Source organism: Pseudomonas arsenicoxydans (genome assembly GCF_006438915.1).
In the GTDB taxonomy this organism is placed as follows: Bacteria; Pseudomonadota; Gammaproteobacteria; order Pseudomonadales; family Pseudomonadaceae; genus Aquipseudomonas; species Aquipseudomonas arsenicoxydans_A.
Genome location: NZ_RCZE01000005.1, coordinates 176,430 through 202,347 on the forward strand (window position 1 = coordinate 176,430; position 25,918 = coordinate 202,347).

24 protein-coding genes are annotated in these 25,918 nt (G+C 58.0%); 23 read left to right on the forward strand and 1 reads right to left on the reverse strand.

Annotated elements, in window-relative coordinates:
* The first annotated feature begins 216 nt into the window (after positions 1-216).
* The 17 genes from EAH78_RS12280 to EAH78_RS12365 all read left to right on the forward strand — a co-directional run bounded on the left by EAH78_RS12280 (position 217) and on the right by EAH78_RS12365 (position 20,327).
* A complete protein-coding gene (locus EAH78_RS12280; protein WP_140667771.1) occupies positions 217-978 on the forward strand; it encodes a secretin N-terminal domain-containing protein in 762 nt (253 codons plus the stop codon).
* A 474-nt stretch (positions 979-1,452) separates the two neighbouring features.
* Positions 1,453-2,778: an isocitrate lyase gene (gene aceA, locus EAH78_RS12285; protein WP_033057066.1), complete on the forward strand. Its 1,326-nt coding sequence runs from the start codon at positions 1,453-1,455 to the stop codon at positions 2,776-2,778.
* Between the two features lie 638 nt (positions 2,779-3,416).
* A complete protein-coding gene (locus EAH78_RS12295) occupies positions 3,417-3,830 on the forward strand; it encodes an NADH-quinone oxidoreductase subunit A (RefSeq protein ID WP_003223812.1) in 414 nt (137 codons plus the stop codon).
* A 10-nt stretch (positions 3,831-3,840) separates the two neighbouring features.
* Positions 3,841-4,515: a NuoB/complex I 20 kDa subunit family protein gene (locus EAH78_RS12300; RefSeq protein ID WP_007946424.1), complete on the forward strand. Its 675-nt coding sequence runs from the start codon at positions 3,841-3,843 to the stop codon at positions 4,513-4,515.
* A 72-nt stretch (positions 4,516-4,587) separates the two neighbouring features.
* Positions 4,588-6,372, forward strand: coding sequence for an NADH-quinone oxidoreductase subunit C/D (gene nuoC / locus EAH78_RS12305; RefSeq protein ID WP_140667772.1), 1,785 nt, complete (start codon positions 4,588-4,590; stop codon positions 6,370-6,372).
* Positions 6,373-6,374: 2 nt separating this feature from the next.
* Complete coding sequence (gene nuoE, locus EAH78_RS12310) at positions 6,375-6,872, forward strand: NADH-quinone oxidoreductase subunit NuoE (RefSeq protein ID WP_008020715.1); 498 nt, start codon at positions 6,375-6,377, stop codon at positions 6,870-6,872.
* Positions 6,869-8,224, forward strand: coding sequence for an NADH-quinone oxidoreductase subunit NuoF (nuoF, locus tag EAH78_RS12315; protein WP_140667773.1), 1,356 nt, complete (start codon positions 6,869-6,871; stop codon positions 8,222-8,224). The genes nuoE and nuoF overlap by 4 nt, the downstream gene beginning before the upstream one ends.
* Positions 8,225-8,363: 139 nt before the next feature.
* Positions 8,364-11,078 carry an NADH-quinone oxidoreductase subunit NuoG gene (gene nuoG / locus EAH78_RS12320; protein ID WP_140667774.1) on the forward strand — a complete coding sequence of 905 codons (2,715 nt, stop codon included), beginning with the start codon at positions 8,364-8,366 and terminating at the stop codon, positions 11,076-11,078.
* Positions 11,075-12,082: an NADH-quinone oxidoreductase subunit NuoH gene (gene nuoH / locus EAH78_RS12325; protein WP_046032492.1), complete on the forward strand. Its 1,008-nt coding sequence runs from the start codon at positions 11,075-11,077 to the stop codon at positions 12,080-12,082. The genes nuoG and nuoH overlap by 4 nt, the downstream gene beginning before the upstream one ends.
* A 12-nt stretch (positions 12,083-12,094) precedes the next feature.
* Positions 12,095-12,640 (forward strand): NADH-quinone oxidoreductase subunit NuoI, encoded by a 546-nt coding sequence (gene nuoI, locus EAH78_RS12330; RefSeq protein ID WP_007946418.1) that lies wholly within the window; start codon positions 12,095-12,097, stop codon positions 12,638-12,640.
* Between the two features lie 9 nt (positions 12,641-12,649).
* Complete coding sequence (gene nuoJ, locus EAH78_RS12335) at positions 12,650-13,153, forward strand: NADH-quinone oxidoreductase subunit J (protein WP_034146904.1); 504 nt, start codon at positions 12,650-12,652, stop codon at positions 13,151-13,153.
* A 2-nt stretch (positions 13,154-13,155) separates the two neighbouring features.
* The gene (nuoK, locus tag EAH78_RS12340; RefSeq protein WP_007946416.1) at positions 13,156-13,464 is read left to right on the forward strand and encodes an NADH-quinone oxidoreductase subunit NuoK; all 309 of its coding nucleotides are present in this window, start codon (positions 13,156-13,158) and stop codon (positions 13,462-13,464) included.
* Positions 13,461-15,314, forward strand: coding sequence for an NADH-quinone oxidoreductase subunit L (gene nuoL, locus EAH78_RS12345; protein WP_140667775.1), 1,854 nt, complete (start codon positions 13,461-13,463; stop codon positions 15,312-15,314). The genes nuoK and nuoL overlap by 4 nt, the downstream gene beginning before the upstream one ends.
* 40 nt (positions 15,315-15,354) lie before the next feature.
* On the forward strand, positions 15,355-16,887 hold the full coding sequence (gene nuoM, locus EAH78_RS12350) for an NADH-quinone oxidoreductase subunit M (RefSeq protein WP_140667776.1): 1,533 nt from the start codon (positions 15,355-15,357) through the stop codon (positions 16,885-16,887).
* Between the two features lie 7 nt (positions 16,888-16,894).
* On the forward strand, positions 16,895-18,358 hold the full coding sequence (nuoN, locus tag EAH78_RS12355) for an NADH-quinone oxidoreductase subunit NuoN (RefSeq protein ID WP_027925104.1): 1,464 nt from the start codon (positions 16,895-16,897) through the stop codon (positions 18,356-18,358).
* A gap of 254 nt (positions 18,359-18,612) precedes the next feature.
* Positions 18,613-19,953, forward strand: a complete 1,341-nt coding sequence (locus EAH78_RS12360; RefSeq protein ID WP_140667777.1) for a hypothetical protein — start codon at positions 18,613-18,615, stop codon at positions 19,951-19,953.
* A complete protein-coding gene (locus EAH78_RS12365) occupies positions 19,950-20,327 on the forward strand; it encodes a hypothetical protein (protein WP_140667778.1) in 378 nt (125 codons plus the stop codon). The genes EAH78_RS12360 and EAH78_RS12365 overlap by 4 nt, the downstream gene beginning before the upstream one ends.
* 282 nt (positions 20,328-20,609) lie before the next feature.
* Here the strand turns inward: EAH78_RS12365 and EAH78_RS12370 are convergent, their stop codons facing one another.
* Entirely contained in the window at positions 20,610-20,990 is a 381-nt protein-coding gene (locus EAH78_RS12370; RefSeq protein WP_140667779.1) for a DUF6124 family protein, read from the reverse strand.
* 593 nt (positions 20,991-21,583) lie between these two features.
* Between EAH78_RS12370 and EAH78_RS12375 the strand changes: the two genes are divergently transcribed.
* The 6 genes from EAH78_RS12375 (at position 21,584) to EAH78_RS12395 (ending at position 25,877) form a co-directional block, all read left to right on the forward strand.
* A complete protein-coding gene (locus EAH78_RS12375; RefSeq protein ID WP_140667979.1) occupies positions 21,584-21,934 on the forward strand; it encodes a toxin in 351 nt (116 codons plus the stop codon).
* Positions 21,924-22,238, forward strand: a complete 315-nt coding sequence (locus EAH78_RS12380; protein ID WP_140667780.1) for a helix-turn-helix domain-containing protein — start codon at positions 21,924-21,926, stop codon at positions 22,236-22,238. The genes EAH78_RS12375 and EAH78_RS12380 overlap by 11 nt, the downstream gene beginning before the upstream one ends.
* 424 nt (positions 22,239-22,662) lie before the next feature.
* On the forward strand, positions 22,663-22,791 hold the full coding sequence (locus EAH78_RS33005; RefSeq protein ID WP_275671706.1) for a hypothetical protein: 129 nt from the start codon (positions 22,663-22,665) through the stop codon (positions 22,789-22,791).
* Between the two features lie 43 nt (positions 22,792-22,834).
* On the forward strand, positions 22,835-24,067 hold the full coding sequence (locus EAH78_RS12385; protein WP_140667781.1) for a YcaO-like family protein: 1,233 nt from the start codon (positions 22,835-22,837) through the stop codon (positions 24,065-24,067).
* The gene (locus tag EAH78_RS12390; RefSeq protein WP_140667782.1) at positions 24,064-25,005 is read left to right on the forward strand and encodes a class I SAM-dependent methyltransferase; all 942 of its coding nucleotides are present in this window, start codon (positions 24,064-24,066) and stop codon (positions 25,003-25,005) included. Before EAH78_RS12385 ends, EAH78_RS12390 begins: the two co-directional genes overlap by 4 nt.
* Positions 25,002-25,877: an alpha/beta fold hydrolase gene (locus EAH78_RS12395; protein ID WP_140667783.1), complete on the forward strand. Its 876-nt coding sequence runs from the start codon at positions 25,002-25,004 to the stop codon at positions 25,875-25,877. The genes EAH78_RS12390 and EAH78_RS12395 overlap by 4 nt, the downstream gene beginning before the upstream one ends.
* Positions 25,878-25,918: the final 41 nt, after the last annotated feature.

The window sequence follows — 25,918 nt, forward strand, 5'->3', positions numbered from 1 at the left end:
GGCTTGCCCCCGTTGGGTCGCGCAGCGGCCCCAAGATTTTAGGGCTGCTACGCAACCCAACGGGGGCAAGCCCCCTCGCCACAAAGGCCCGCAAGAACACAAAACGCCCCGCCATTTTCGGATGCCGGGGCGTTTTGCTGTCTACGATTCAACTTGCACCACGCCGGGCCGACAAACTGGCACTATCAACACTTCAAGATGTCGGAGATAACGGATATGTCCCTACGCACCCTGCTCACCACTCTGTTGCTGACCTGCAGTTTTTCAGCCATGGCTGCCACCGAGATCGTGCCCCTGAACTACCGCACCAGCGCCGACATGCTGCCGATGGCGCAGGATTTCATTGGTAAGGAAGGCCAGGTCAGCGCCTATGGCAATCAGCTGATCGTCAATGCAGATCAACGCAAGATCGACGAACTTAAAACCCTGATCAGCCAACTCGACGTCGCCGCCAAGCGCTTGCTGATCACCGTCGACACCAACGACAGCAATATCCAGGGTGATCAGGGTTACTCGGTCAACGGCGCCAAGCAAAACCAGACCCGAATCATCAATTACGGCACCGCCAGCCGCGACGGCGGCATCCAGCAGATTCAGGCCAGCGAAGGCACGCCCGCACTTATCCAGGTCGGCCAGAGTGTTCCGCTCACCAGCGCGCAGACTGATTCCTACGGTGATTTGCGCAGCCAGACCGAATACCGCAACGTCACTCAAGGCTTCTACGTCACCGCCAGCGTCACCGGCGACATCGTTCACTTGGCGATCAGTACTAACCGTGACCGCGTGAGCCAGGAACGTTCCGATGTAGTGAACGTGCAAAGTACCGACACAACTGTCACGGGCCGCCTCGGCGAATGGATCCTGCTGGCCGGCGTCAACCGCCAGACCCAAGCCGACAAACAGGGCACGAGCCGCAACTACGCTACTCAGGGCCGGGATGACATGACCCTGCGGGTGAAAGTCGATACTTTGGACTAAACCACCGAAAACTGACTGATTAGTCGTATTAGACCAAAGATGTAGTGCCTTAAAAAAAGCACTACAAAACGTTTGACGATCGAAAAAAGCAAAGGCATGATGGCCTCGCTCCCGCTAATCAGGGGCCCTGGCAAGGGCCTTCGAAGCGATGCTCGCACCTACCCCGCGAGCCGCTTCGTGTCTGTACCGCCCACAAGGTGTGTTTGACGAGGTTGCCGACTGGAACGAAGTTGTCCCGAGGGACGGAAGCGTAATTAGGTAACCCGGCACATCACTGAAGTTTGCACCAAGGCCCACGATGCCCCAATGCGTTCGCCAGTTTGCCCTTACCTGCTCACTTCCCCTCGAGCCCATCGTTCATCCCGTCGCCACCCCCGCCAAATCCGACTTGACCACCAAGCTTCTGGTCAGCGAGCGCATGAATTTTCCACCGCAGAACAACTTTCCGTAAAAGACGCGACGAGGTTTATCTCCATGGCACTGACACGCGAACAGCAAATTGCAGCCCTCGAAAAAGACTGGGCTGAAAACCCACGCTGGAAAGGCGTGACACGCGCTTACTCCGCTGCTGACGTCGTCCGCCTGCGTGGCTCGGTTCAACCTGAGCACACCTTTGCAAAACTGGGCGCCGAGAAGCTGTGGAACCTGGTTACACAGGGTGCCAAGCCGTCCTTCCGTCCTGATAAGGATTTCGTCAACTGCATGGGCGCCCTGACCGGCGGCCAGGCTGTACAGCAAGTTAAAGCCGGTATCCAGGCGATCTACCTGTCGGGCTGGCAAGTGGCTGCGGACAACAACTCCGCCGAATCGATGTACCCGGACCAGTCGCTGTACCCGGTGGACTCCGTTCCAACCGTGGTCAAGCGCATCAACAACTCGTTCCGTCGTGCTGACCAGATCCAGTGGAAAGCCGGCAAAGGCCCGGGCGACGAAGGCTACATCGACTACTTCGCCCCAATCGTGGCTGACGCTGAAGCCGGTTTCGGCGGCGTACTGAACGCTTACGAGCTGATGAAGAGCATGATCGAAGCAGGCGCCGCCGGCGTTCACTTCGAAGACCAACTGGCTTCCGTGAAAAAATGCGGCCACATGGGCGGCAAGGTACTGGTTCCTACCCAGGAAGCTGTACAGAAGCTGACCGCTGCCCGTCTGGCAGCTGACGTTGCCGGTACGCCGACCATCATTCTGGCCCGTACCGACGCTAACGCTGCTGACCTGCTGACTTCCGACTGCGACCCGTACGACCAGCCATTCGTGACTGGCGAACGTACCCAGGAAGGCTTCTACAAAGTGCGCGCCGGTCTGGACCAGGCCATCGCTCGCGGCCTGGCTTACGCTCCGTACGCCGACCTGATCTGGTGCGAAACCGCCAAGCCGGATCTGGACGAGGCTCGTCGCTTCGCTGAAGCGATCAAAAAGGAATACCCGGACCAACTGCTGTCGTACAACTGCTCGCCTTCCTTCAACTGGAAGAAAAACCTGGACGACGCGACCATCGCCAAGTTCCAGCGCGAACTGTCCGCCATGGGTTACAAGCACCAGTTCATCACCCTGGCCGGCATTCACAACATGTGGCACAGCATGTTCAACCTGGCGCACGACTACGCCCGCAACGACATGACTGCGTACGTTAAGCTGCAAGAGCAAGAGTTCGCTGACGCTTCGAAAGGCTACACCTTTGTGGCTCACCAGCAGGAAGTGGGCACCGGCTACTTCGACGACATGACCACTGTGATTCAAGGTGGTTCGTCTTCGGTAACCGCACTGACCGGTTCGACTGAAGAAGAACAGTTCCACTGATCTGCTTCGCCTGAACGATCGGCCGCTGCGGACCGACTAGAAAGCTAACCGCAACGCCGCACATCTGACGCCCCGACTGGTTCGGGGCGTTTTTTTGCCTGCGATTTCTCAAACACCACAAAATCCTGTGGGAGCGGGCTTGCTCGCGAAGGCGCCGGATCAGTCGCCATCAATGGTGAATGTTGAACCGCATTCGCGAGCAAGCCCGCTCCCACAAGGGATGGTGGCGCCCGAAGAAAACATTGATCCAGCGCGGTATCGGTGTCAGAAAAATCCGCTAAAACGGTCACCTTCACTACTTGCTGTAACGCACATAAAAGACAACTTCCCCGCCCCAACCCGGATAACCCGTTTAAAAACCACCGCAAACGGTATTGATTATCATTTAGCCGCAACTATGTTCGTTACATTCCCTACAAAACAATATTGATGAAAACCCGGCTAATGCCCGCAACGCATGGGCTGCGGGGCTTTGGAAGTGCGCTATGTCCTTATTCCTATAAATAATTTCGCTATAGGAATTTTACTTGCTGAGTGTTGTGCCATAAAATCAGCGGGATTGATTGCTGCGACATATCGTCACTGCTTTGTTTCTTTTCAAGCTCAGAGACCTTTGCTCTCTGTTAAGGATTACCAGCATGCCCGAAGCGACAGGACTCATGGCCCACAACTGGGGCTTTGCCATTTTCCTTCTGGGCGTCGTCGGCCTCTGCGCCTTCATGCTCGGCGTTTCCAGCCTCCTTGGGTCAAAAGCCTGGGGCCGCAGCAAAAACGAACCGTTCGAATCCGGCATGCTGCCTACAGGTGGCGCCCGTCTGCGGCTCTCAGCCAAATTCTATCTGGTCGCGATGCTCTTCGTGATCTTCGATATCGAAGCCCTCTTTCTCTTTGCATGGTCTGTGTCCGTCCGCGAAAGCGGCTGGACCGGATTCGTCGAAGCTCTCGTTTTCATAGCAATTCTGTTGGCAGGCCTTGTCTACCTATTCCGAGTGGGCGCCCTTGACTGGGCTCCGGAAGCTCGTCGTAAGCGGCAAGCGAAGCTGAAACAATGAGGCTTTGGCAATGCAATACAATCTCACCAGGATCGACCCCGATGCTCCTAACGAGCAGTATCCGATTGGCGAACGGGAAACCGTTTCCGATCCGTTAGAAGATCAAGTCCACAAAAACATCTTCATGGGCAAGCTCGAAGACGTGCTTAACGGCACGATCAACTGGGGGCGCAAGAACTCCCTGTGGCCGTATAACTTCGGTCTTTCGTGCTGCTACGTGGAAATGACCACCGCCTTCACGGCGCCCCACGACATCGCGCGCTTTGGCGCCGAGGTTATCCGGGCATCGCCGCGTCAGGCGGATTTCATGGTTATCGCCGGTACCTGCTTCATCAAGATGGCGCCGATCATTCAGCGTCTCTACGAGCAAATGCTCGAACCTAAATGGGTGATCTCCATGGGTTCGTGCGCCAACTCCGGTGGCATGTACGACATCTACTCTGTCGTTCAAGGGGTGGACAAGTTCCTGCCCGTGGACGTCTACGTGCCTGGCTGCCCGCCCCGTCCTGAAGCTTTCCTGCAAGGCTTGATGCTCTTGCAAGAGTCGATTGGACAGGAGCGTCGTCCGCTTTCCTGGGTCGTTGGTGATCAAGGCGTATACCGCGCCGAGATGCCTTCCGAGAAGGAAAAGCGCCGCGAACAGCGAATCGCAGTCACCAACCTGCGCAGCCCCGACGAAGTCTGATCCAGATCTGCTTCTTTAATAGAACGAGACACTGGCTTCATTCTTTACGTTGACCGAAAGCGATAAATAACCATGACTACAGGCAGTGCTCTGTACATCCCGCCTTATAAGGCAGACGACCAGGATGTGGTCGTCGAACTGAACAACCGTTTTGGCGCGGACGCCTTCACCGCTCAGCCTACCCGCACCGGCATGCCGGTGCTTTGGGTTGCGCGCGCCAAACTCGTCGAAGTCCTGACCTTCCTGCGCAACCTGCCCAAGCCGTACGTCATGCTCTATGACCTGCACGGCGTGGACGAGCGTCTGCGCACCAAGCGCCAAGGGCTGCCAAGCGGCGCCGACTTCACTGTGTTCTATCACTTGATGTCGATCGAACGTAATAGTGACGTGATGATCAAGGTCGCCTTGTCCGAGAGCGACCTCAACGTGCCGACCGTGACCGGTCTGTGGCCGAACGCCAACTGGTACGAGCGTGAAGTGTGGGACATGTACGGCATCAACTTTGCCGGTCACCCGCACCTGACCCGCATCATGATGCCGCCGACCTGGGAAGGTCACCCGCTGCGCAAGGACTTCCCGGCCCGTGCCACCGAGTTCGACCCGTTCACCCTGAACCTGGCCAAGCAACAGCTTGAGGAAGAAGCCGCGCGCTTCAAGCCTGAAGACTGGGGCATGAAGCGTTCCGGTGCGAACGAGGACTACATGTTCCTCAACCTCGGCCCTAACCACCCTTCCGCGCACGGTGCGTTCCGCATCATCCTGCAGCTGGACGGTGAAGAGATCGTCGATTGCGTGCCGGACGTTGGCTACCACCACCGTGGTGCCGAGAAGATGGCCGAGCGTCAGTCCTGGCACAGTTTCATTCCGTACACCGACCGTATCGACTACCTCGGCGGCGTGATGAACAACCTGCCGTACGTGCTCTCGGTCGAGAAGCTGGCCGGCATCAAGGTGCCCGAGAAGGTCGACGTCATCCGCATCATGATGGCCGAGTTCTTCCGGATCACCAGCCACCTGCTGTTCCTGGGGACTTACATCCAGGACGTCGGCGCCATGACCCCGGTGTTCTTCACGTTCACCGACCGTCAGAAGGCGTACACGGTGATCGAAGCGATTACCGGTTTCCGTCTGCACCCGGCCTGGTACCGCATCGGTGGCGTCGCCCACGACCTGCCGCGCGGCTGGGAAAAACTGGTGAAAGACTTCGTCGAGTGGATGCCAAAGCGTCTGGACGAATACCAGAAAGCCGCCCTGGACAACAGCATCCTCAAAGGCCGGACCATCGGCGTCGCCGCCTACAACACCAAAGAGGCCCTGGAATGGGGCGTCACCGGTGCCGGCCTGCGTTCGACCGGTTGCGACTTCGACCTGCGTAAAGCACGTCCATACTCCGGTTACGAAAACTTCGAATTCGAAGTGCCGCTGGCCGCCAATGGCGATGCCTACGATCGTTGCATCGTGCGCGTCGAAGAAATGCGCCAGAGCATCAAGATCATCGAGCAGTGCATGCGCAACATGCCGGAAGGCCCGTACAAGGCGGATCACCCGCTGACCACGCCGCCACCGAAAGAGCGCACCCTGCAGCACATCGAGACCCTGATCACGCACTTCCTGCAAGTTTCGTGGGGCCCGGTCATGCCGGCCAACGAATCCTTCCAGATGATCGAAGCGACCAAGGGCATCAACAGTTATTACCTGACGAGCGATGGCGGCACCATGAGCTACCGCACCCGGATTCGCACCCCAAGCTTCCCGCACCTGCAGCAGATCCCTTCGGTGATCAAAGGCAGCATGGTCGCGGACTTGATTGCGTACCTGGGTAGTATCGATTTCGTTATGGCCGACGTGGACCGCTAAGCATGAATAGCACGCTTATCCAGACAGACCGTTTCACCTTGAGTGAAACCGAGCGCTCGGCCATCGAGCACGAGTTGCATCACTACGAAGACCCGCGCGCGGCGTCGATCGAAGCCTTGAAGATCGTCCAGAAGGAACGTGGCTGGGTGCCGGACGGCGCTCTGTACGCCATCGGCGAGATCCTCGGCATCCCGGCGAGCGACGTTGAAGGTGTGGCGACGTTCTACAGCCAGATCTTCCGTCAGCCCGTGGGCCGTCACATCATTCGCGTTTGCGACAGCATGGTCTGCTACATCGGTGGTCACGAATCCGTGGTCAGCGAAATCCAGAGCAAGCTGGGCATCGGCCTGGGTCAAACCACCGCCGACGGTCGTTTCACCCTGCTGCCGGTCTGCTGCCTCGGCAACTGTGACAAGGCGCCGGCGTTGATGATCGACGACGACACTTTCGGCGATGTGCAGCCTGCCGGCGTTGCCAAATTGCTCGAGGGCTACGTATGACCCTGACTTCCTTCGGTCCTGCCAACCGCATGAAGCGTTCGGCCGAGACTCACCCGCTGACCTGGCGTCTGCGTGACGACGGCGAAGCCGTGTGGCTCGACGAGTACCAGGCCAAGAACGGTTACGCCGCTGCGCGCAAGGCCTTCGCCGACATGGCTCAGGACGACATCGTCCAGACCGTGAAAGATTCCGGCTTGAAAGGTCGCGGCGGTGCAGGCTTCCCCACTGGCGTTAAGTGGGGCCTGATGCCCAAAGACGAATCCATCAACATCCGCTACCTGCTGTGCAACGCGGACGAGATGGAACCGAACACCTGGAAAGACCGCATGCTGATGGAGCAACTGCCCCATCTGCTGATCGAAGGCATGCTGATCAGTGCTCGCGCGCTGAAAACCTACCGTGGCTACATCTTCCTGCGTGGCGAGTACACCACCGCCGCCAAGCACCTCAACCGTGCCGTGGAAGAAGCCAAGGCAGCTGGCCTTTTGGGCAAGAACATCCTGGGCAGCGGCTTCGATTTCGAGCTGTTCGTCCACACCGGCGCCGGGCGTTACATCTGCGGTGAAGAAACCGCGCTGATCAACTCCCTCGAAGGCCGCCGCGCCAACCCGCGTTCCAAGCCGCCCTTTCCTGCCGCCGTGGGCGTGTGGGGCAAGCCGACGTGCGTGAACAACGTTGAAACCCTGTGCAACGTGCCGGCGATCATTGCCGACGGCGTGGACTGGTACAAATCGTTGTCCCGTGAAGGCAGTGAAGACATGGGCACCAAGCTCATGGGCTTCTCCGGCAAGGTCAAGAACCCTGGCTTGTGGGAGCTGCCATTCGGCGTCCCGGCTCGTGAGTTGTTCGAAGACTACGCCGGCGGCATGCGCGACGGCTTCAAGCTCAAGTGCTGGCAGCCAGGCGGCGCCGGTACCGGTTTCCTGTTGCCGGAACACCTGGACGCACAAATGTACGCCGGCGGCATCGCCAAGGTGGGCACCCGTATGGGTACTGGCCTGGCCATGGCGGTCGACGATAGCGTCAACATGGTGTCCCTGTTGCGCAACATGGAAGAGTTCTTCTCCCGTGAGTCGTGCGGTTTCTGCACCCCGTGCCGTGACGGTTTGCCGTGGAGCGTCAAGCTGCTGAGTGCGATCGAAAACGGTGAAGGGCAAGCCGGCGATATCGAGACCCTGCTGGGTCTGGTCGGCTTCCTCGGCCCTGGCAAGACCTTCTGTGCTCACGCACCGGGCGCCGTGGAGCCGTTGGGCAGCGCAATCAAATACTTCCGCCATGAGTTCGAAGCCGGCATCGCGCCTACCAGCGCCGTCGTCCCGCCTCTGGCAAGGCCGATCGTAGTCGGCGCGTAAACGCTTAAAGAAGGCGAAGGGTCCGTGCCCTTCGCCTTCTCGTGTGATGACGCCTTTGAACGGCTGTATTGATTCACGCGAATAACAAGATTCCATTAGCCACGCCCGCTGACACCGGGCCAACGAAGAACTTTGAACCATGGCCACTATCCACGTAGACGGCAAAGAGCTCGAAGTCGATGGGGCAGACAACCTGTTACAGGCATGTCTGTCGCTAGGCCTCGATATCCCTTATTTCTGCTGGCACCCAGCCCTTGGCAGCGTTGGCGCTTGCCGCCAGTGCGCGGTCAAGCAGTACACCGACGCCAACGACACCCGTGGTCGGATCGTCATGTCCTGCATGACCCCCGCCACCGACGGCAGCTGGATCTCCATCGACGACGAAGAAGCGAAAGTGTTTCGCGCCAGCGTCGTTGAATGGCTGATGACCAACCACCCTCACGACTGCCCGGTCTGTGAAGAAGGCGGTCACTGCCACCTGCAAGACATGACGGTAATGACCGGCCACAACGAGCGCCGTTACCGCTTCACCAAGCGTACCCACCAGAACCAGCAACTGGGCCCGTTCATTTCCCACGAAATGAACCGCTGCATCGCTTGCTACCGCTGCGTACGCTTCTATAAGGATTACGCTGGCGGCACCGACCTCGGTGTGTTCGGCGCCCACGACAACGTGTACTTCGGTCGCGTTGAAGACGGCACCCTCGAAAGCGAGTTCTCCGGCAACCTCACCGAGGTCTGCCCGACCGGTGTGTTCACCGACAAGACTCACTCCGAGCGCTACAACCGCAAGTGGGACATGCAGTTCTCGCCGAGCATCTGCCATGGCTGCTCCAGCGGTTGCAACATCTCCCCGGGCGAGCGCTACGGTGAACTGCGTCGTATCGAAAACCGTTTCAACGGTTCGGTCAACCAGTACTTCCTGTGCGACCGTGGCCGTTTCGGCTATGGCTACGTCAACCGCGAAGATCGCCCACGTCAGCCTTTGCTGGCCAACGGCGCCAAGCTGAGCCTCGACGAAGCGCTGGATAAAGCCGCTGACTTGCTGCGCGGTCGCAACATCGTCGGTATCGGTTCGCCGCGTGCCAGCCTTGAAAGCAACTACGCGTTGCGCGAACTGGTGGGCGCCGAGCACTTCTACTCCGGTATCGAAGCCGCTGAGCTGGAGCGCATTCGTCTGGTCCTGCAGGTGCTGAAAGACAGCCCGCTGCCGATCCCGAACATGCGCGACATCGAAGACCATGACGCGATTTTCGTCCTCGGTGAAGACCTGACCCAGACTGCAGCGCGTATGGCCCTGTCCCTGCGTCAGTCGGTCAAGGGCAAAGCTGAAGACATGGCCGACGCCATGCGCGTTCAGCCTTGGCTCGACGCTGCGGTGAAGAACATCGGTCAGCACGCGCTGAACCCGCTGTTCATCGCCAGCCTGGCTGAAACCAAGCTCGACGACATCGCTGAAGAATGCGTTCACGCCGCGCCAGACGACCTGGCCCGCATCGGTTTCGCCGTGGCTCACGCCCTCGACGCCAGCGCTCCAGCGGTTGAAGGCCTGGATGCTGAAGCCCTCGAACTGGCCAAGCGCATTGCCGACGCCCTGCTCGCGGCAAAGCGTCCATTGATCATTGCCGGAACCTCGTTGGGTTCCAAGGCGCTGATCGAAGCGGCTGCGAACATCGCCAAAGCCTTGAAGCTGCGCGAGAAGAACGGTTCCATCAGCCTGATCGTGCCAGAGGCCAACAGCCTCGGCCTGGCCATGCTCGGTGGTGACTCGGTCGACGCCGCGCTGCAAGCCGTGATCGATGGCAAGGCCGACGCCATCGTCGTGCTGGAAAACGATCTGTACACCCGTACCGACAAAGCCAAGGTCGATGCCGCCCTGACCGCCGCGAAAGTGCTGATCGTGGCCGACCATCAAAAAACCGCCACCAGCGATCGCGCGCACCTGGTTCTGCCAGCCGCCAGCTTCGCTGAAGGTGACGGTACGTTGGTCAGCCAGGAAGGCCGCGCCCAGCGTTTCTTCCAGGTCTTTGATCCGAAATACATGGACGCCAGCATCCTGGTTCACGAAGGCTGGCGCTGGCTGCATGCCCTGCGCTCGACCCTGCTGAACCAGCCGATCGACTGGACCCTACTGGACCACGTCACCGCCGCCGTCGCTTCGAGCACACCGCTGCTGAACCGCATCGTCGACGCCGCACCGTCCGCCGCGTTCCGCATCAAGGGCATGAAACTGGCCCGCGAACCGTTGCGTTACTCCGGTCGTACCGCCATGCGTGCTGACATCAGCGTGCACGAACCGCGTACCCCGCAAGACAACGACACCGCGTTCAACTTCTCGATGGAAGGCTACTCGGGCTCGGTCGAACCGCGTCAGCAAGTGCCATTCGCCTGGTCCCCGGGCTGGAACTCGCCGCAAGCCTGGAACAAGTTCCAGGACGAAGTCGGTGGTCACATCCGCGCTGGCGACCCGGGCACCCGCCTGATCGAAAGCACCGGTGATTCGCTGAACTGGTTCGCCGCTGTGCCGCGTGCGTTCAACCCGGCTCCGGGCACCTGGCAAGTCGTGCCGTTCTTCCACCTGCTCGGCAGCGAAGAGACCTCTTCGAAAGCCGCACCGGTTCAGGAACGCATTCCGGCCGCTTACGTCGCCTTGGCCAAGTCCGAAGCCGATCGTCTGGGTGTCAATGACGGCGCCATGCTCAGCTTGAACGTCGCTGGTCAGACCCTGCGTCTGCCGCTGCGCATCAACGAAGAGCTGGGCGCTGGCCTGGTTGCATTGCCTGCGGGCATCGCCGGCATTCCGCCAGCGATCTTTGGCAAATCCGTTGACGGCCTGCAGGAGGCAGCTCAATGACTTGGTTCACTCCTGAAGTGATCGCCGTGATCATCTCGGTCATCCAGGCCATCGTGATTCTGCTCGCCGTGGTGGTGTGCGGCGCGTTGCTCAGTTGGGTCGAGCGTCGTTTGCTCGCCCTCTGGCAGGATCGTTACGGTCCGAACCGCGTCGGCCCGTTCGGCGCGTTCCAGATCGCGGCCGACATGATCAAGATGTTCTTCAAGGAAGACTGGACCCCGCCGTTCGCCGACAAGATGATCTTCACGTTGGCACCGGTCGTGGCCATGAGCGCCCTGCTGATTGCCTTCGCGATCATCCCGATCACCCCGACCTGGGGCGTGGCGGACCTGAACATCGGCATCCTGTTCTTCTTCGCCATGGCCGGTCTGTCGGTCTACGCGGTGTTGTTCGCCGGTTGGTCGAGTAACAACAAGTTCGCCCTGTTGGGCAGCTTGCGGGCCTCGGCACAAACCGTGTCGTACGAAGTGTTCATGGGCCTGTCGCTGATGGGCATCGTGATCCAGGTCGGCTCGTTCAACATGCGCGACATCGTTGATTACCAGGCCCAGCACCTGTGGTTCATCATTCCGCAGATCTTCGGTTTCCTGACCTTCTTCATCGCTGGCGTCGCCGTGACTCACCGTCACCCGTTCGACCAGCCGGAAGCGGAACAGGAACTGGCCGACGGTTACCACATTGAATACGCCGGCATGAAATGGGGCATGTTCTTCGTCGGTGAGTACATCGGCATCGTGCTGATTTCGGCGCTGCTGGTGACCTTGTTCTTCGGTGGCTGGCACGGTCCGTTCGATATCCTGCCGCAGATCCCGTTCATCTGGTTTGCACTGAAAACCGCGTTTTTCATCATGATCTTCATCCTGCTGCGCGCTTCGATTCCGCGCCCACGGTATGACCAAGTGATGGATTTCAGCTGGAAGTTCTGCCTGCCGCTGACCCTCGTCAACATGCTGGTGACCGCTGCGATCGTGTTGCTCAACACGCCCGCCGTCGCGGCTCAGTGAGGATAGAGAATCATGAAGTACATATTTGACATCGTGCATGGCTTCTTCACCCAGCTTCGCAGCCTGGTGATGATCTTCGGCCACGCCTTCCGCAAGCGCGACACTTTGCAGTACCCGGAAGAAGCCGTGTACTTGCCGCCGCGCTACCGTGGCCGTATCGTCCTGACCCGCGACCCTGATGGCGAAGAGCGTTGTGTAGCCTGCAACCTGTGCGCCGTGGCGTGCCCGGTCGGCTGCATCTCGCTGCAGAAAGCTGAAACCGAAGACGGTCGCTGGTACCCGGACTTCTTCCGCATCAACTTCTCGCGCTGCATCTTTTGCGGCCTCTGCGAGGAAGCCTGCCCGACCACCGCAATCCAGCTGACACCGGATTTCGAGATGGCCGAGTTCAAACGTCAGGACCTGGTGTACGAGAAAGAAGATCTGCTGATCTCCGGCCCCGGCAAAAACCCTGATTACAACTTCTATCGTGTTGCAGGTATGGCGATTGCCGGGAAGCCGAAAGGCTCCGCGCAGAACGAAGCCCAGCCGATCAACGTGAAGAGCTTGCTGCCTTAAGGAAGAAAGATGGAATTCGCTTTCTATTTCGCATCGGGTATCGCTGTGGTGTCCACGCTTCGCGTGATCACCAACACCAACCCCGTGCACGCCCTGCTCTACCTGATCATTTCGCTGATCGCCGTGGCCATGACGTTCTTCGCCCTCGGCGCACCGTTTGCCGGTGTCCTGGAAGTGATCGCCTACGCTGGCGCCATCATGGTGCTGTTCGTGTTCGTGGTGATGATGCTGAACCTTGGCCCGGCCTCGGTTCAGCAAGAGCGCGTCTGGCTCAAGCCCGGCATCTGGCTCGGCCCGGTGATTCTCGGCGCCCTGCTGCTGGCTGAACTGCTGTACGTACTGTTCGCTCACCAGAGCGGCCAGGCCATCGGCCACACCACCGTAGACGCCAAGGCCGTGGGCATCAGCCTGTTCGGTCCGTACCTGCTGGTGGTCGAACTCGCCTCGATGCTGCTGCTCGCCGCAGCCGTCACGGCGTTCCACTTGGGCCGCAACGAAGCCAAGGAGCAATGACGATGCCTGCTATCCCTATGGAGCATGGTCTGGCGGTCGCCGGCATCCTGTTCTGCCTCGGTCTGGTCGGCCTGATGGTCCGCCGCAACATCCTTTTCGTGCTGATGAGCCTGGAGGTCATGATGAATGCCTCCGCACTGGCGTTCATCGTTGCCGGTAGCCGCTGGGCGCAGCCGGATGGACAGATCATGTTCATCCTGGTGATCAGCCTGGCAGCCGCCGAGGCCAGTATTGGCCTGGCGATTCTGTTGCAGCTGTATCGCCGCTTCCACACTCTCGATATCGACGCTGCCAGCGAGATGCGCGGATGAATCTTCTCTATCTGACTTTCGTATTCCCTCTCATAGGTTTCCTGCTGCTGGCGTTCTCACGCGGCCGCTTCTCGGAAAACCTGTCGGCGCTGATTGGCGTCGGGTCCATCGGTTTGTCGGCCATCGTCACGGCTTACGTGATCTGGCAATTCAACGTCGCCCCGCCTGAGGGCGGTCACTACACCCAGGTGTTGTGGCAGTGGATGGCGGTTGAAGGCTTTACGCCGAACTTCGCGCTGTACCTGGATGGCCTGTCCGTGACCATGCTCGGTGTGGTCGTCGGCGTCGGCTTCCTGATCCACCTGTTCGCGTCCTGGTACATGCGCGGTGAAGCCGGTTACTCGCGCTTCTTCGCCTACACCAACCTGTTTATCGCCAGCATGCTGTTCCTCGTGCTGGGCGACAACCTGTTGTTCCTGTACTTCGGCTGGGAAGGCGTGGGCCTGTGCTCGTACCTGTTGATCGGTTTCTACTACAGCAACCGCAACAACGGTAACGCCGCACTCAAAGCCTTTATCGTCACCCGTATCGGCGACGTGTTCATGGCCATCGGCCTGTTCATCCTGTTCCAACAGTTGGGCACGCTGAACATCCAGGAACTGCTGGTCAAGGCACCTGAGCACTTCAAGGTCGGCGACTTCTGGATCGTTCTGGCGACTCTGATGCTGCTGGGCGGCGCTGTCGGTAAATCCGCGCAACTGCCGTTGCAAACCTGGCTGGCGGATGCGATGGCCGGTCCTACTCCGGTTTCGGCACTGATCCACGCCGCAACCATGGTGACCGCAGGCGTTTACCTGATCGCCCGTACCCACGGCCTGTTTGCGTTGGCGCCGGATATCCTGCACCTCGTCGGCATCGTCGGCGGCGTGACCCTGGTGCTTGCCGGTTTCGCGGCACTGGTTCAGACCGACATCAAACGTATCCTCGCCTACTCGACCATGAGCCAGATCGGCTACATGTTCCTGGCGCTGGGCGTTGGTGCTTGGGAAGGCGCGATCTTCCACCTGATGACCCACGCCTTCTTCAAGGCGCTGCTGTTCCTTGCGTCCGGTGCGGTGATCGTTGCCTGCCACCACGAGCAGAACATCTTCAAGATGGGCGGTCTGTGGAAGAAACTGCCGCTGGCCTACACCAGCTTCATCGTCGGCGGCGCGGCACTGTCTGCCCTGCCACTGGTCACCGCCGGTTTCTACTCCAAAGACGAAATCCTCTGGGAAGCGTTCGCCAGCGGCAACCACGGTCTGCTGTACGCAGGTCTGGTTGGCGCGTTCATGACGTCGCTGTACACCTTCCGCCTGATCTTCATCGCGTTCCACGGTGAAGCGAAGACCGAAGCGCACGCCGGTCACGGCATCGCTCACTGGCTGCCACTGTCGGTGCTGATCGTGCTGTCGACCTTCATCGGCGCCATGATCGTTCCGCCGCTGCACGGTGTGCTGCCGGAAAGCGTCGGCCATGCCGGCGGCGAAGCCAAGCACAGTCTGGAAATCGCTTCGGGCGCCATCGCCCTGGCCGGTATCCTGCTGGCCGCGCTGCTGTTCCTCGGCAAGCGTCGTTTCGTCACTGCAATCGCCAACAGCGGCATCGGCCGCTTCCTTTCGGCCTGGTGGTTCGCTGCCTGGGGCTTCGACTGGATCTACGACAAACTGTTCGTCAAGCCATATCTTGCGATCAGCCACGTACTGCGCAAAGACCCGCTCGACCAGACCATCGGTCTGATCCCGCGTATGGCCAAAGGCGGCCACACCGCCCTGAGCCGTACCGAAACCGGTCAACTGCGTTGGTACGCCGCCTCGATGGCAGCCGGCTCCGTGCTGGTCATCGGCGCCATCGTGCTGGTAGCGGTCTGAATATGAACCTTGCGAACTTGCGAAAGGAATTGAGCCCGTCATGATTCTGCCTTGGCTAATCCTGATCCCCTTCATCGGCGGCCTGCTGTGCTGGATGGGTGAGCGCTTCGGCGCCACCCTCCCCCGCTGGATTGCGCTGTTGACCATGACCCTGGAACTCGCACTCGGCCTCTGGCTGTGGGCCCACGGTAATTATTCATTTGCTCCGGCGCCTGGCGCCGATCCGACCTGGGCGCTTGAGTTCAAGCACGTCTGGATCCAGCGCTTCGGCATCAGCGTGCACCTGGCCCTCGACGGCCTGTCGCTGCTGATGATCCTGCTGACCGGTCTGCTGGGTATCCTCTCGGTACTCTGCTCGTGGAAAGAGATCCAGCGTCACGTTGGCTTCTTCCACCTGAACCTGATGTGGATCCTGGGCGGTGTCGTCGGCGTGTTCCTCGCCCTCGACCTGTTCATGTTCTTCTTCTTCTGGGAAATGATGCTGGTGCCGATGTACTTCCTCATCGCGCTCTGGGGTCACAGTTCTTCGGACGGCAAGAAAACCCGGATCTACGCGGCGACCAAGTTCTTCATCTTCACTCAGGCGTCCGGCCTGATCATGTTGGTGGCGATCCTGGGTCTGGTGCTGGTCAACTTCAACAGCACCGGCGTGATCACGTTCAACTACGCCGACCTGCTGAAAACCAAGATGTCGCTCACCACCGAGTACATCCTGATGCTCGGCTTCTTCATCGCCTTCGCGGTGAAGCTGCCGGTCGTACCGTTCCACTCGTGGTTGCCTGACGCTCACGCTCAGGCGCCGACCGCGGGTTCGGTCGACCTGGCCGGTATCTTGTTGAAGACGGCGGCTTACGGCCTGCTGCGTTTCGCCCTGCCGCTGTTCCCGAATGCCTCGGCCGAGTTCGCGCCGATTGCCATGACCCTGGGTCTGATCGGGATCTTCTACGGTGCGTTCCTGGCCTTCGCCCAAACCGACATCAAGCGTCTGATCGCCTATTCCTCCGTTTCCCACATGGGCTTCGTGTTGATCGGCATCTACTCCGGCAGCCAACTGGCGCTGCAGGGCGCGGTGATGCAGATGCTGGCGCACGGTATATCGGCGGCGGCACTCTTTATCCTCAGCGGTCAGTTGTACGAGCGCACTCACACCCGCGACATGCGTGAAATGGGTGGCCTGTGGTCGAAGATCGCTTACCTGCCGGCCATCAGCCTGTTCTTCGCTGCGGCGTCCCTGGGCTTGCCGGGTACCGGTAACTTCGTCGGTGAGTTCCTGATCCTGATCGGCACCTTCGCCGCTGCGCCGTGGATCACCGCGATCGCAACGTCGGGCCTGGTGTTCGGTTCGGTCTATTCGCTGATCATGATCCACCGTGCCTACTTCGGCCCGTCCAAATCGGACGCGGTGTTGCATGGCATGGATGGTCGCGAACTGATCATGGTGGTCGGTCTGGCGGCGCTGCTGATTTACATCGGCGTGTACCCGCAACCGTTCCTCGATACCTCTGCCGCGACGATGCATGGCGTGCAGCAGTGGCTCGGCTCCGCCTTCACTCAACTCGCTTCGGCCCGGTAAGAGCGCTATGGAATTCACGACTCAACACTTTATCGCGCTAGCGCCGTTGTTGATCACTAGCGCCACGATCATCGTGGTGATGCTGGCGATTGCCTGGCGCCGCAACCACTCGCAGACCTTCCTGATTTCCGTGGCGGGCCTGAACCTGGCGTTGCTGTCGATCCTGCCAGCCTTGAAAGTCGCGCCATTGGCCGTGACTCCACTGCTGCAAATCGATAGCTTTGCCTGCTTGTACATGGCGCTGATCCTGGTCGCCACCCTCGCTTGTGTCACCCTCGCGCACGCCTACCTCGGCGATGGCGGTTCGGGTTATCCGGGCAACCGTGAAGAACTGTACCTGCTGATCCTGATGTCCGCCGCCGGTGGCCTGGTTCTGGTCAGCGCGCAGCACCTGGCCGGATTGTTCATCGGTCTGGAACTGTTGTCGGTGCCGGTCTACGGTCTGGTGGCGTATGCCTTCTTCAACAAGCGTTCGCTGGAAGCCGGTATCAAGTACATGGTGCTGTCGGCCGCCGGTTCCGCGTTCCTGTTGTTCGGTATGGCGCTGCTGTACGCCGATTCGGGCAGCCTGAGCTTCGTCGGTATTGGTCAGGCACTGGCCGCCACTGGCCTGCCAAGCTCGCTGGCGCAACTGGGCCTGGGCATGATGCTGATCGGTCTGGCGTTCAAGCTGTCGCTGGTACCGTTCCACCTCTGGACCCCGGACGTGTACGAAGGTGCTCCGGCACCGGTGGCCGCGTTCCTGGCGACCGCGTCCAAAGTGGCTGTGTTCGCGGTGATGGTGCGTCTGTTCCAGATCTCGCCAGCGGCGAGCAGCGGCGTGCTGAGCGACGTACTGACCATCATCGCCATCGCGTCGATCCTGTTCGGTAACCTGCTGGCTCTGACCCAGAGCAACCTCAAGCGTCTGCTGGGTTACTCGTCCATCGCTCACTTCGGTTACCTGTTGATCGCCCTCGTGGCGAGCAAGGGTCTGGCCGTGGAAGCCATCGGCGTGTACCTGGTCACCTACGTGATCACCAGCCTCGGCGCCTTCGGCGTGATCACCCTGATGTCCTCGCCATACAACGGCCGTGACGCCGATGCCCTGTACGAATACCGCGGCCTGTTCTGGCGCCGTCCGTACCTGACCGCCGTACTGACCGTGATGATGCTGTCCCTGGCCGGTATCCCGCTGACCGCGGGCTTCATCGGCAAGTTCTACATCATCGCGACCGGTGTCGAGTCGCACCAATGGTGGCTGGTCGGCTCTCTGGTACTGGGCAGCGCCATCGGCGTGTTCTACTACCTGCGTGTGATGGTCACCCTGTACCTGATCGAACCGAACCTGCGTCGCCACGATGCGCAACTGCACTGGGAACAACGTGCAGGCGGCGTGATGCTGCTGGCGATCGCTCTCGTAGCGTTCTTCCTCGGCGTTTACCCGCAGCCGCTTCTGGTTCTGGTTCAGCAGGCCGGCTTGGCGGGTTGATCGCTTAAGCGACACTCGGTAGAAAACAGAAACGGCACCTTCGGGTGCCGTTTTTGCGTTTGTGGGATTTGTTACGGATGTCCTGTCCTCTCCTACTGTAATCCCCGAAGCTCTCGCGGGATTGTCGGTTCCTTTGGAAAAGCTAATTCTTTTGGGGATAAATCGGACTTTCCCTACACCTAAAACGGAATCACCCGGCATTTAAAGTTGAGGCCGCTCGCCAAAGTCCCCGTTTTACGAATCGGGACACGAACGTGACTAGACTCATCCCCAAAAGCGAACTCAATGGCCAACGTAGCCAGCTACTCGACCCTTACCAAGCCATGGAAGAGTTCCGACAGGCTCTGAATCGCCCCGATGATCTGCCCGGCTTCGACAATCTGCTAAACGCGTTGGGCCTCCATCGCTCCAACTACCTGCAAGGTATCAACCAACGAAAACTCATGGATGCCATCAGTAACGGTGACTGGGCACTGGTGAAACCGCGCGTTACTGGTGATAGCGGCGGTGCCTCCTGGAACGCCTTCAAACCCAAACCCGAGCCAGCACCCGCACACCATCTGGTAGAAGAACACGCCTTCACTCTGCCCAAACCGGCAGAGTCAGGCTTCCACATCGTCCAGACTCCCATGACCCTCAAAGCACTGGAACGCTCGCTGTACGAAGTCACACCCAGCGATGTGCTGCGCCGAGAGTTCCGCTCGCTCAATCTTCATCTCGGTGAACAGGTAAAGCCGGGGCAAATGGTCATCTTCAGCGACTCGCGCAACTACATGTGCCGACGCGAAGAGGCACAGATGATGGCGGCGGCGGAAAAAGTGAATGAAGCGCTGAAGGATCTGACGGACGAAGAGGCTTCGTTCATGGTTGAGCATCATGAGGTGATTGAGCCGTTTTTGGGAGTTTCTTCCGGAGCGTTGGGTGTAGCGTCGTTTATGGTGGGTCAGCATATGGAAACACTGAAGAACACGCTTAAAGAACTTGAACGGTTACACATGGAGCAGTACCGCCAGTATGGCCATCTGAAATCCCCGGATTTTTTTGCGAAACGCAAAAGGTTGATGACTAAACTCGATGCCGATTTAGGGCCTTTGGTTCGCAAGGCAACAGGTATTCCGGATCATCCGAAACTTAAACGGGCGCTAGGCTTGTCAACGCGAAGAATCGTGCACAACTGGAACAAGGCTGGCGCACCGACTCAACTTCCGGGCTATGCAACTCATATCGAAGGCGTCGCGCGAGCTTCTAAATACATAAAGGCAGGTGGCTATGTGGCGATTGGTCTAGGTGCTGGTTCAGCAGCGATGAAGATTCGCGAGGCATGTCGCACTGGACGCGAGGAGGAATGTCGTCAAGCAAAATATGTGGAGGGCTCGAAACTATCTGGAAACGTCGCAGGCGGAATGATTGCTACCCGACTGGCACCAGTTGTTGCACAAATGACGTGTGCTGCGATTGGGGTGGGAACAGTTGGTACGGGAGGATTAGCTTGCATGCTAGTTGTGAGCGGTATGCTTGCCGCACAAATGGGAGATAGCGGTGGTCAAGCGGGAGAATTTATCGGCGAAAAATTGTACGAGGTGAACCAGCAATGACCTTCGACCAATTAATTGGCTTATCCGGAGTCCCACTTTTCGTATTGTTTTTTGTGAACTACTTATTCTCGGCGTACGTAGCAACCCACAAACTAGAAGAGATTCAAAGCCACTTCACCAACTCTCGCTTCGTCGCATCTCATCGAGGAGACAAGAATACTGCGATCATCTTCAAAGTAGGAAATCTGGAGATTATATATGCCCTACTAACCTTCAAATTTTTTCGCAATATGGATCCAGACTCGATTGATGAGGTAGAGATTTTTCCAAAAACTTTGCGCCCTTGGGTGGTCATTCCCGGTCACATCAACACAATTTGTGTCTTGTGGTTTTTTTTAATACTTGTCTGGATCAATGTCACGGGTTATCTGTGATCCCCCCTGATCTCGCCCATACTTTTACTGGACCATGATTTTTTGTCGGGAAGTGATCCTGATGCAATGAACGAGATTGCTCGCTTCCCATTACCCGTGCGACGCTGGATCATCATTCCAGCTCGAATGTTTGGCTATTCTTTTTTAGGTTATTGCGTGATCCATCTCGGCGGAACCTTCTTTGGAATATTTGCCTGACGGCAGCGAAACCGACTATCAGCCATTCAATAAAAACGCGGCCCTTCTGGCGCCGCGTTTTTTGTGTCTGCTCAGCCCCGCTGATCAGCCAGCGGGGTCGACGTTATCCAGTGCCTTGTTCACCGCCAGTTCGCCCAACATCACCACCTGCGCAATCCCCAACAGCGTTCTGCGATGCGTGCCTTCCAGCAGCGCAGCAAAGTCGCCGAGCATGACCGTGGCCGATGCCAAGGATTCACAGGCATTGGCCAGCAACGATTCGGTATCGGCTTTGGGGTTGACGAAGAACATTTCGTTGGGGGTGTATGGCGCGGCCATGATGTTGGCGGTGGGATTCAGATAGTAGTCGAGCGCGCGGTCGGCGGCTTCATGGAGTTTTCGGGTGTCGACAGAGGCGTAAGGGGATGTTGAGTCGGCGTCCGCAACGGAGTCTGCTTTGGGAGGGTTGGGTGTTGGTTTTTTCATAAGTAATTCCGGTGTGTGGCTGTGGAGCTGACCCATTCGGTTCCAATCGAAGGGGTGGCAGCTGTACGCAGGTTGGAACCCGGGACACCGAAAACCCGACAGACTCGAAGTCTCCCGCGTACAGCCGCCATAACGGAGTGCATACCATCAAGGTGCGCAAGCATACGTCATGAAAGCCACTTTTGCGCTTTCGGGGTGCCGGGGTTCCAATCCCGATCGCTGAATTGGCAGCGACGCTCACAGGCTAGAGAACGGACGTCCGACGGACAACCTGAAAACACTGTGGGAAGGTTCAGCTAATTCCACTAAACACTTAAACATTCAGAATAGAAATACGAACTGTGGTGCACGGAATTATAAGACCTGCTCCCACAGATTTAGCGGTGTAGACGAAGCCTGCTGCCCCCCCCGTCAGTCCTACTGCCAAGTATCCCCTCCCTTTTATCGAATGCTCTCACCGTACTGGTCGCCTTGTCCTACAGGTGTTTTTACGACCGGGGTCTACCGTTGAAATCAGAAACGAAAAGGATGGCGCTGATGCCTTGACCGATTCGATTATCGAGACAACACTATACGTAGGTAGCGTACAGAACATGGATGCTCTTTTTATCGAATTACCTATGTTTCAGAAACACCGAGACGATTACCTGGATGACGATCTGTTTCGCAGCCTCCAGCTGGAGTTGCTGAAAAATCCGGAAGCGGGCGATCTCATCGAGTGCACCGGTGGGCTGCGCAAAATCCGCTTCTGCGATCAACACCGAGGCAAGGGCAAGCGCAGCGGATTACGGGTGATTTATTACTGGTGGCCAGGCTTCGATCAATTCTGGTTATTCACCGTGTACGACAAAAACGAGCAAGACGACCTGTCGCCCTCCCAGAGAAAAATTTTCAGACAAGCGCTAGCAAGAGAAATCAACACGAGATCCCACGATGAAACGTGACATTTTTTCCGAACTGATGGATGGCCTCGAAGCCCTGGCCGATGAGCGCCAAGGCAAGATCACTTTGCGAACCCACAGAGTCCAGTTGCCAAAGCTGGTGCCGATCACTGCCGAGGAAGTGGTAGCTATCCGCCAACAGCTCAACCTCTCCCGGTCCGTGTTCGCCATGTACCTGCGCACCAACACCCGGACCCTCGAGAACTGGGAACAGGGACGCGCAACGCCCAATGCCCAGGCAACAACACTCATCCGATTGGTTGAACGTTTTCCGCAGACCATCGAACAGCTCGCAGCCCTGTCCTGAACCATCGAGGCATAACGGCACCTTCGGGTGCCGTTTTTCGTTTGTCGGAGGCCGAAAACCCAAACCACGAGACGCTCCGTTACTCCTTTCCACGCAAATGCTGTAGGAACATTCGTCAAACTAAAGACCAAAGCGAACACAAAAAACAGTTATTGAGATTCTTCCCTGTTCTATGGCTGAAATTTCCCACAAGTGACCACGAAAAAGGTCAACCAACTATTCGTTTTGTAATGTCGCTCTTGGCGAAACTCACCACGGCGTCACGCAATACCCGGTCAATACATCAATTGTTGTGTACGTATTTCCGCGTTACTTCAACTCGCCTTCGACACTTCCTGACATTTTTGACGGCCTGAACCCATGACGAATACATTTGATCCGTGCTCAACAAAGCACATCCCACTAACAACAAGAGGATTCAATCATGGGTTATATCTCCAGCTGGAACGCTAACAAAGTCATCGATCTTGTACAGCAGGAAGCCCCGACTGCCGAACAAATCGAAGCACTTCAATTGACCGAGGAAGAACAGGCCGAACTGGACGCCGAATAAAAAAACCGGGGGCAATGCCCCCGGTTTCTCGAAGGAGCGAATAATGGAAAAGTTCATGGTTGCTGAACGGGAACTGACACTGGCCCAGGCCGAGCAGCGAATTTTTGCCGAACTGGAGGGCTTTGGACTTCATCTCGACATCCGCACTATTGGCAGTAAAATCGTTGCGACCCACGCCTCTGTCAGCACCTACAATCCTCGACGCAGGGCAAGAGGCGCCGGCAAAGGCTACGCAAACCAGGCCCGAGTCGGTGCTCTGTACGAAACCCTGGAACACTACCTGAGCGATCATTGTGATACTTCCATCGCCCACTACATCGCGCCGACCTGTTTTTCCACCGACCCACTTTTTAACGACGACACGGCACTTACACTTATCGCAAAACAAAATGCCTGCACTGCCTGCCGAACGTATATCAACCCACTAAACCAATCTTCGTTTTACTATCCGATAGCCCTGTGCACACCAGACTATTCAAACAATATCTTTGCACCCGACACCACTAACTACCGTTCCCTGCGACGTTATGCCAGTAACAGCGGAACCGCTATTGGGGCGAGTTACAACGAGGCCGTGCTGCACGCCGCCAATGAATGTATCGAACGCGACGCAGTGTCATTGTTTCTACTGGAACATTTTTACTACGAAAACCACCCACCTTTACGCCGCGTCGCCCGATTAACCGATGACGATGTCCTGGGCCGACTGTGGTCAGACGCCGAGTCTGAAATCGGCGCCGAGATTGTCCTTGTCGACATCAGCAATGAATTTCTGCCGCGTACCTTTCTCGCTTTTTCCATCGGGCCTTGTGCAACGCCCAGAGTGTTCGGAACAGGGTGCTCACTCATGGCCCGACATGGTGCATGGCGCGCCCTGACAGAGCTCGTTCAGTTGCATCACGGGGCCGGCGAACATGAACTGAAGCATTGCCTGGGTAACGCGGAACGTCATCTCAAGCATTTTCCCCGGCTGTTGCGCTGCTTGCGATTCGACCTCGATCCTTTGTTGAACCTGAGCGAACAACAGTACGTGACCTTGCCCGCCGCACAGGAGGAAAAGCCATTGTCTGAACAGATCGATCTGCTGGCCAAAGACCTGCAGCGACATGAGCGGACACTGGGCATTTCACAGCTGCATCAAACCAGACTGGGAACCACACTGGTCAACGTCGTGATACCGGGGTTGGAACGCTTTTTTGTTGTTTCCAGCGGCAATGTGGTGGTTCCGCAAGCGCGGGGGCGTCGCCTGGAACGTGAAGAGGGAGTGAGCGCATGAACCCTCGGAGAGAAGTGCAACTGGCTCAAACCTTCGTCCAGCCTCCCAGCGCGACAGCGGGACTCAATTGCTACATCGAACCCAACGGCCCCGGGCGCCATCACCTCTTCGTTTTGCGGGTGAACGGCTGCAACTGGGCTGGTCGCAAAGTGCTGCAACAGACTGAAACCGGCGGTTGGTACATCAACAGCCTGCTCAAACCCTGGATGTTGCTTGGACCGCTGGCAGATATGCAGTGGTGCGATGATGGCATCGCCCTCTATTTTCACAGTGCGTCCCTGGAGCAAAAGGAAGCGGCTTTCAACCTCGCACAGGCGCGACCCGACAGTGAAGTCCGTTTCCCGTTTCCTGCAATCGATGACAAGGGGCTGGAGTTCGTCTGCCCGACCGATTACTGGCAGTGTGACGACTTGCTCGCCACACAACTGGATGCCGACGAAATCCACCTGCGCCAGCATTGCGCAGCCCTGCTTAAAACCCTGTCGCACCCCGGCACCGTGATTCTTGATCCGGCCTGTTCGACTGGCGAGTTCATAACGCACCTGGCCCGTGCGCTTCCCGACCGCCATTGCCTGGGTTCCGACCTTTCAGCCTCGATGATCGAACACGCCAAAGGCCGTCATGCCAACAGCACGGTGGAGTTCCTTATGGGCGATGCCCGAAACGTTGCGTCGTCCGGCCTCAAATGCGATGTGCTGATTCTGCGTTTTCTCAATGCCGAAGTGATGACTCGGGTCGATGCCCGGCAAGTTTTTCACGAGATGACGGCCTGTGTGAATCCGGGAGGCACTATTCTCGTTTTCGGTCATACCCCGGTGCTGCTCGAGGTGCCGTACATGGCCCAGATGCTGAAACTTGAGCTGATTTCCAGTTTGGCGGCTCGACCCGGGCAAGTAGAACTGTTCCAGTTCTACCGGCTGAGGGTCCCCATGCAATGACACCTACATTCAAGAACGGCTACTTCCCGACCTGCGGCGGGCATTTGCTCTATTGGGAGCGGCACGGCACCCCTGGCACCGAGCCGATATTTTTCCTGCACGGCGGACCGGGTGGGCGTAGCACTCGTCATCATCTGGAGTTCTTCGACGTTAACCGTTTCGACATCGTCCTGTTTGATCAGCGCGGCTGCGGACGCTCTCATCCCCACGGCGAACTCAAGCACAACAACACCGGACTGTGCGTAGAAGACATTGATGCGCTACGCCAGCATTTGGGTTTCGAAAAAATCAGCCTGTTGGGAGTTTCCTGGGGAAGCTGGCTGGCGATCCAGTACCAGCAGCTTTATCCCCAAGCAGTGCTGAAAACCACCTTGGTCTCGGTGTTTGTACCCTTTAGCGCAAACGTCAGTGCCTACGACCAACAGTTAAGCGAATGTCTGGCGAGTGTAAGCCTGGGGACCGATGGCTCTAGTACGCGGCAGATCTACCAGATACTGAGCAACGGCTGTGCAGCGCAGCAACGTCAGGCGGCAACCCATTGGTTAAAGGCCGTTTTGCAATTAAACGGGCAGACGATGCGTCAAGACACGCTTGAAGACTTCGTCGATGAAGAAGCCGTGCGCTCGATCCGTCTGGAGTTGCACTACCACCTCAATCAATATTTCTTCACCCGCAAGCAAGAGCATCTCATCCTCGATGCCAACACCCAGGTGATACAAGGCATCAAGGATACGTTTGGCATGACTAGCCTGCGCTGGCTTCGTCAACACCTGAACCTGCAGTGTCAGTTGCTCCACGCCGGGCATGATGCGTTTGAGGGGGCCATGCTGAAAGCCGTGCGACGCACTTTGACGCGAAGCCTGTGCCGCTGAAAAAAGGTGCCTTTGTCGGATGCTGGTTCAGCTGGAGAAAT

Bases quoted from the DNA above. Each gene is read 5' to 3' on its own strand.
- EAH78_RS12380 (WP_140667780.1), top strand. From the start codon at position 21,924: ATGAAACGTGACATTTTTTCCGAACTGATGGATGGCCTCGAAGCCCTG.
- EAH78_RS33005 (WP_275671706.1), top strand. From the start codon at position 22,663: ATGGGTTATATCTCCAGCTGGAACGCTAACAAAGTCATCGATCTTGTA.
- nuoK (WP_007946416.1), top strand. From the start codon at position 13,156: ATGCCTGCTATCCCTATGGAGCATGGTCTGGCGGTCGCCGGCATCCTG.
- nuoM (WP_140667776.1), top strand. From the start codon at position 15,355: ATGATTCTGCCTTGGCTAATCCTGATCCCCTTCATCGGCGGCCTGCTG.
- nuoG (WP_140667774.1), top strand. From the start codon at position 8,364: ATGGCCACTATCCACGTAGACGGCAAAGAGCTCGAAGTCGATGGGGCA.
- EAH78_RS12375 (WP_140667979.1), top strand. From the start codon at position 21,584: ATGGATGCTCTTTTTATCGAATTACCTATGTTTCAGAAACACCGAGAC.
- EAH78_RS12385 (WP_140667781.1), top strand. From the start codon at position 22,835: ATGGAAAAGTTCATGGTTGCTGAACGGGAACTGACACTGGCCCAGGCC.
- nuoL (WP_140667775.1), top strand. From the start codon at position 13,461: ATGAATCTTCTCTATCTGACTTTCGTATTCCCTCTCATAGGTTTCCTG.
- nuoN (WP_027925104.1), top strand. From the start codon at position 16,895: ATGGAATTCACGACTCAACACTTTATCGCGCTAGCGCCGTTGTTGATC.
- EAH78_RS12390 (WP_140667782.1), top strand. From the start codon at position 24,064: ATGAACCCTCGGAGAGAAGTGCAACTGGCTCAAACCTTCGTCCAGCCT.
- nuoH (WP_046032492.1), top strand. From the start codon at position 11,075: ATGACTTGGTTCACTCCTGAAGTGATCGCCGTGATCATCTCGGTCATC.
- EAH78_RS12370 (WP_140667779.1), bottom strand. From the start codon at position 20,990: ATGAAAAAACCAACACCCAACCCTCCCAAAGCAGACTCCGTTGCGGAC.
- nuoE (WP_008020715.1), top strand. From the start codon at position 6,375: ATGAATAGCACGCTTATCCAGACAGACCGTTTCACCTTGAGTGAAACC.
- nuoI (WP_007946418.1), top strand. From the start codon at position 12,095: ATGAAGTACATATTTGACATCGTGCATGGCTTCTTCACCCAGCTTCGC.
- EAH78_RS12280 (WP_140667771.1), top strand. From the start codon at position 217: ATGTCCCTACGCACCCTGCTCACCACTCTGTTGCTGACCTGCAGTTTT.
- EAH78_RS12365 (WP_140667778.1), top strand. From the start codon at position 19,950: ATGACCTTCGACCAATTAATTGGCTTATCCGGAGTCCCACTTTTCGTA.
- nuoF (WP_140667773.1), top strand. From the start codon at position 6,869: ATGACCCTGACTTCCTTCGGTCCTGCCAACCGCATGAAGCGTTCGGCC.
- aceA (WP_033057066.1), top strand. From the start codon at position 1,453: ATGGCACTGACACGCGAACAGCAAATTGCAGCCCTCGAAAAAGACTGG.
- EAH78_RS12395 (WP_140667783.1), top strand. From the start codon at position 25,002: ATGACACCTACATTCAAGAACGGCTACTTCCCGACCTGCGGCGGGCAT.
- nuoC (WP_140667772.1), top strand. From the start codon at position 4,588: ATGACTACAGGCAGTGCTCTGTACATCCCGCCTTATAAGGCAGACGAC.
- EAH78_RS12295 (WP_003223812.1), top strand. From the start codon at position 3,417: ATGCCCGAAGCGACAGGACTCATGGCCCACAACTGGGGCTTTGCCATT.
- nuoJ (WP_034146904.1), top strand. From the start codon at position 12,650: ATGGAATTCGCTTTCTATTTCGCATCGGGTATCGCTGTGGTGTCCACG.
- EAH78_RS12300 (WP_007946424.1), top strand. From the start codon at position 3,841: ATGCAATACAATCTCACCAGGATCGACCCCGATGCTCCTAACGAGCAG.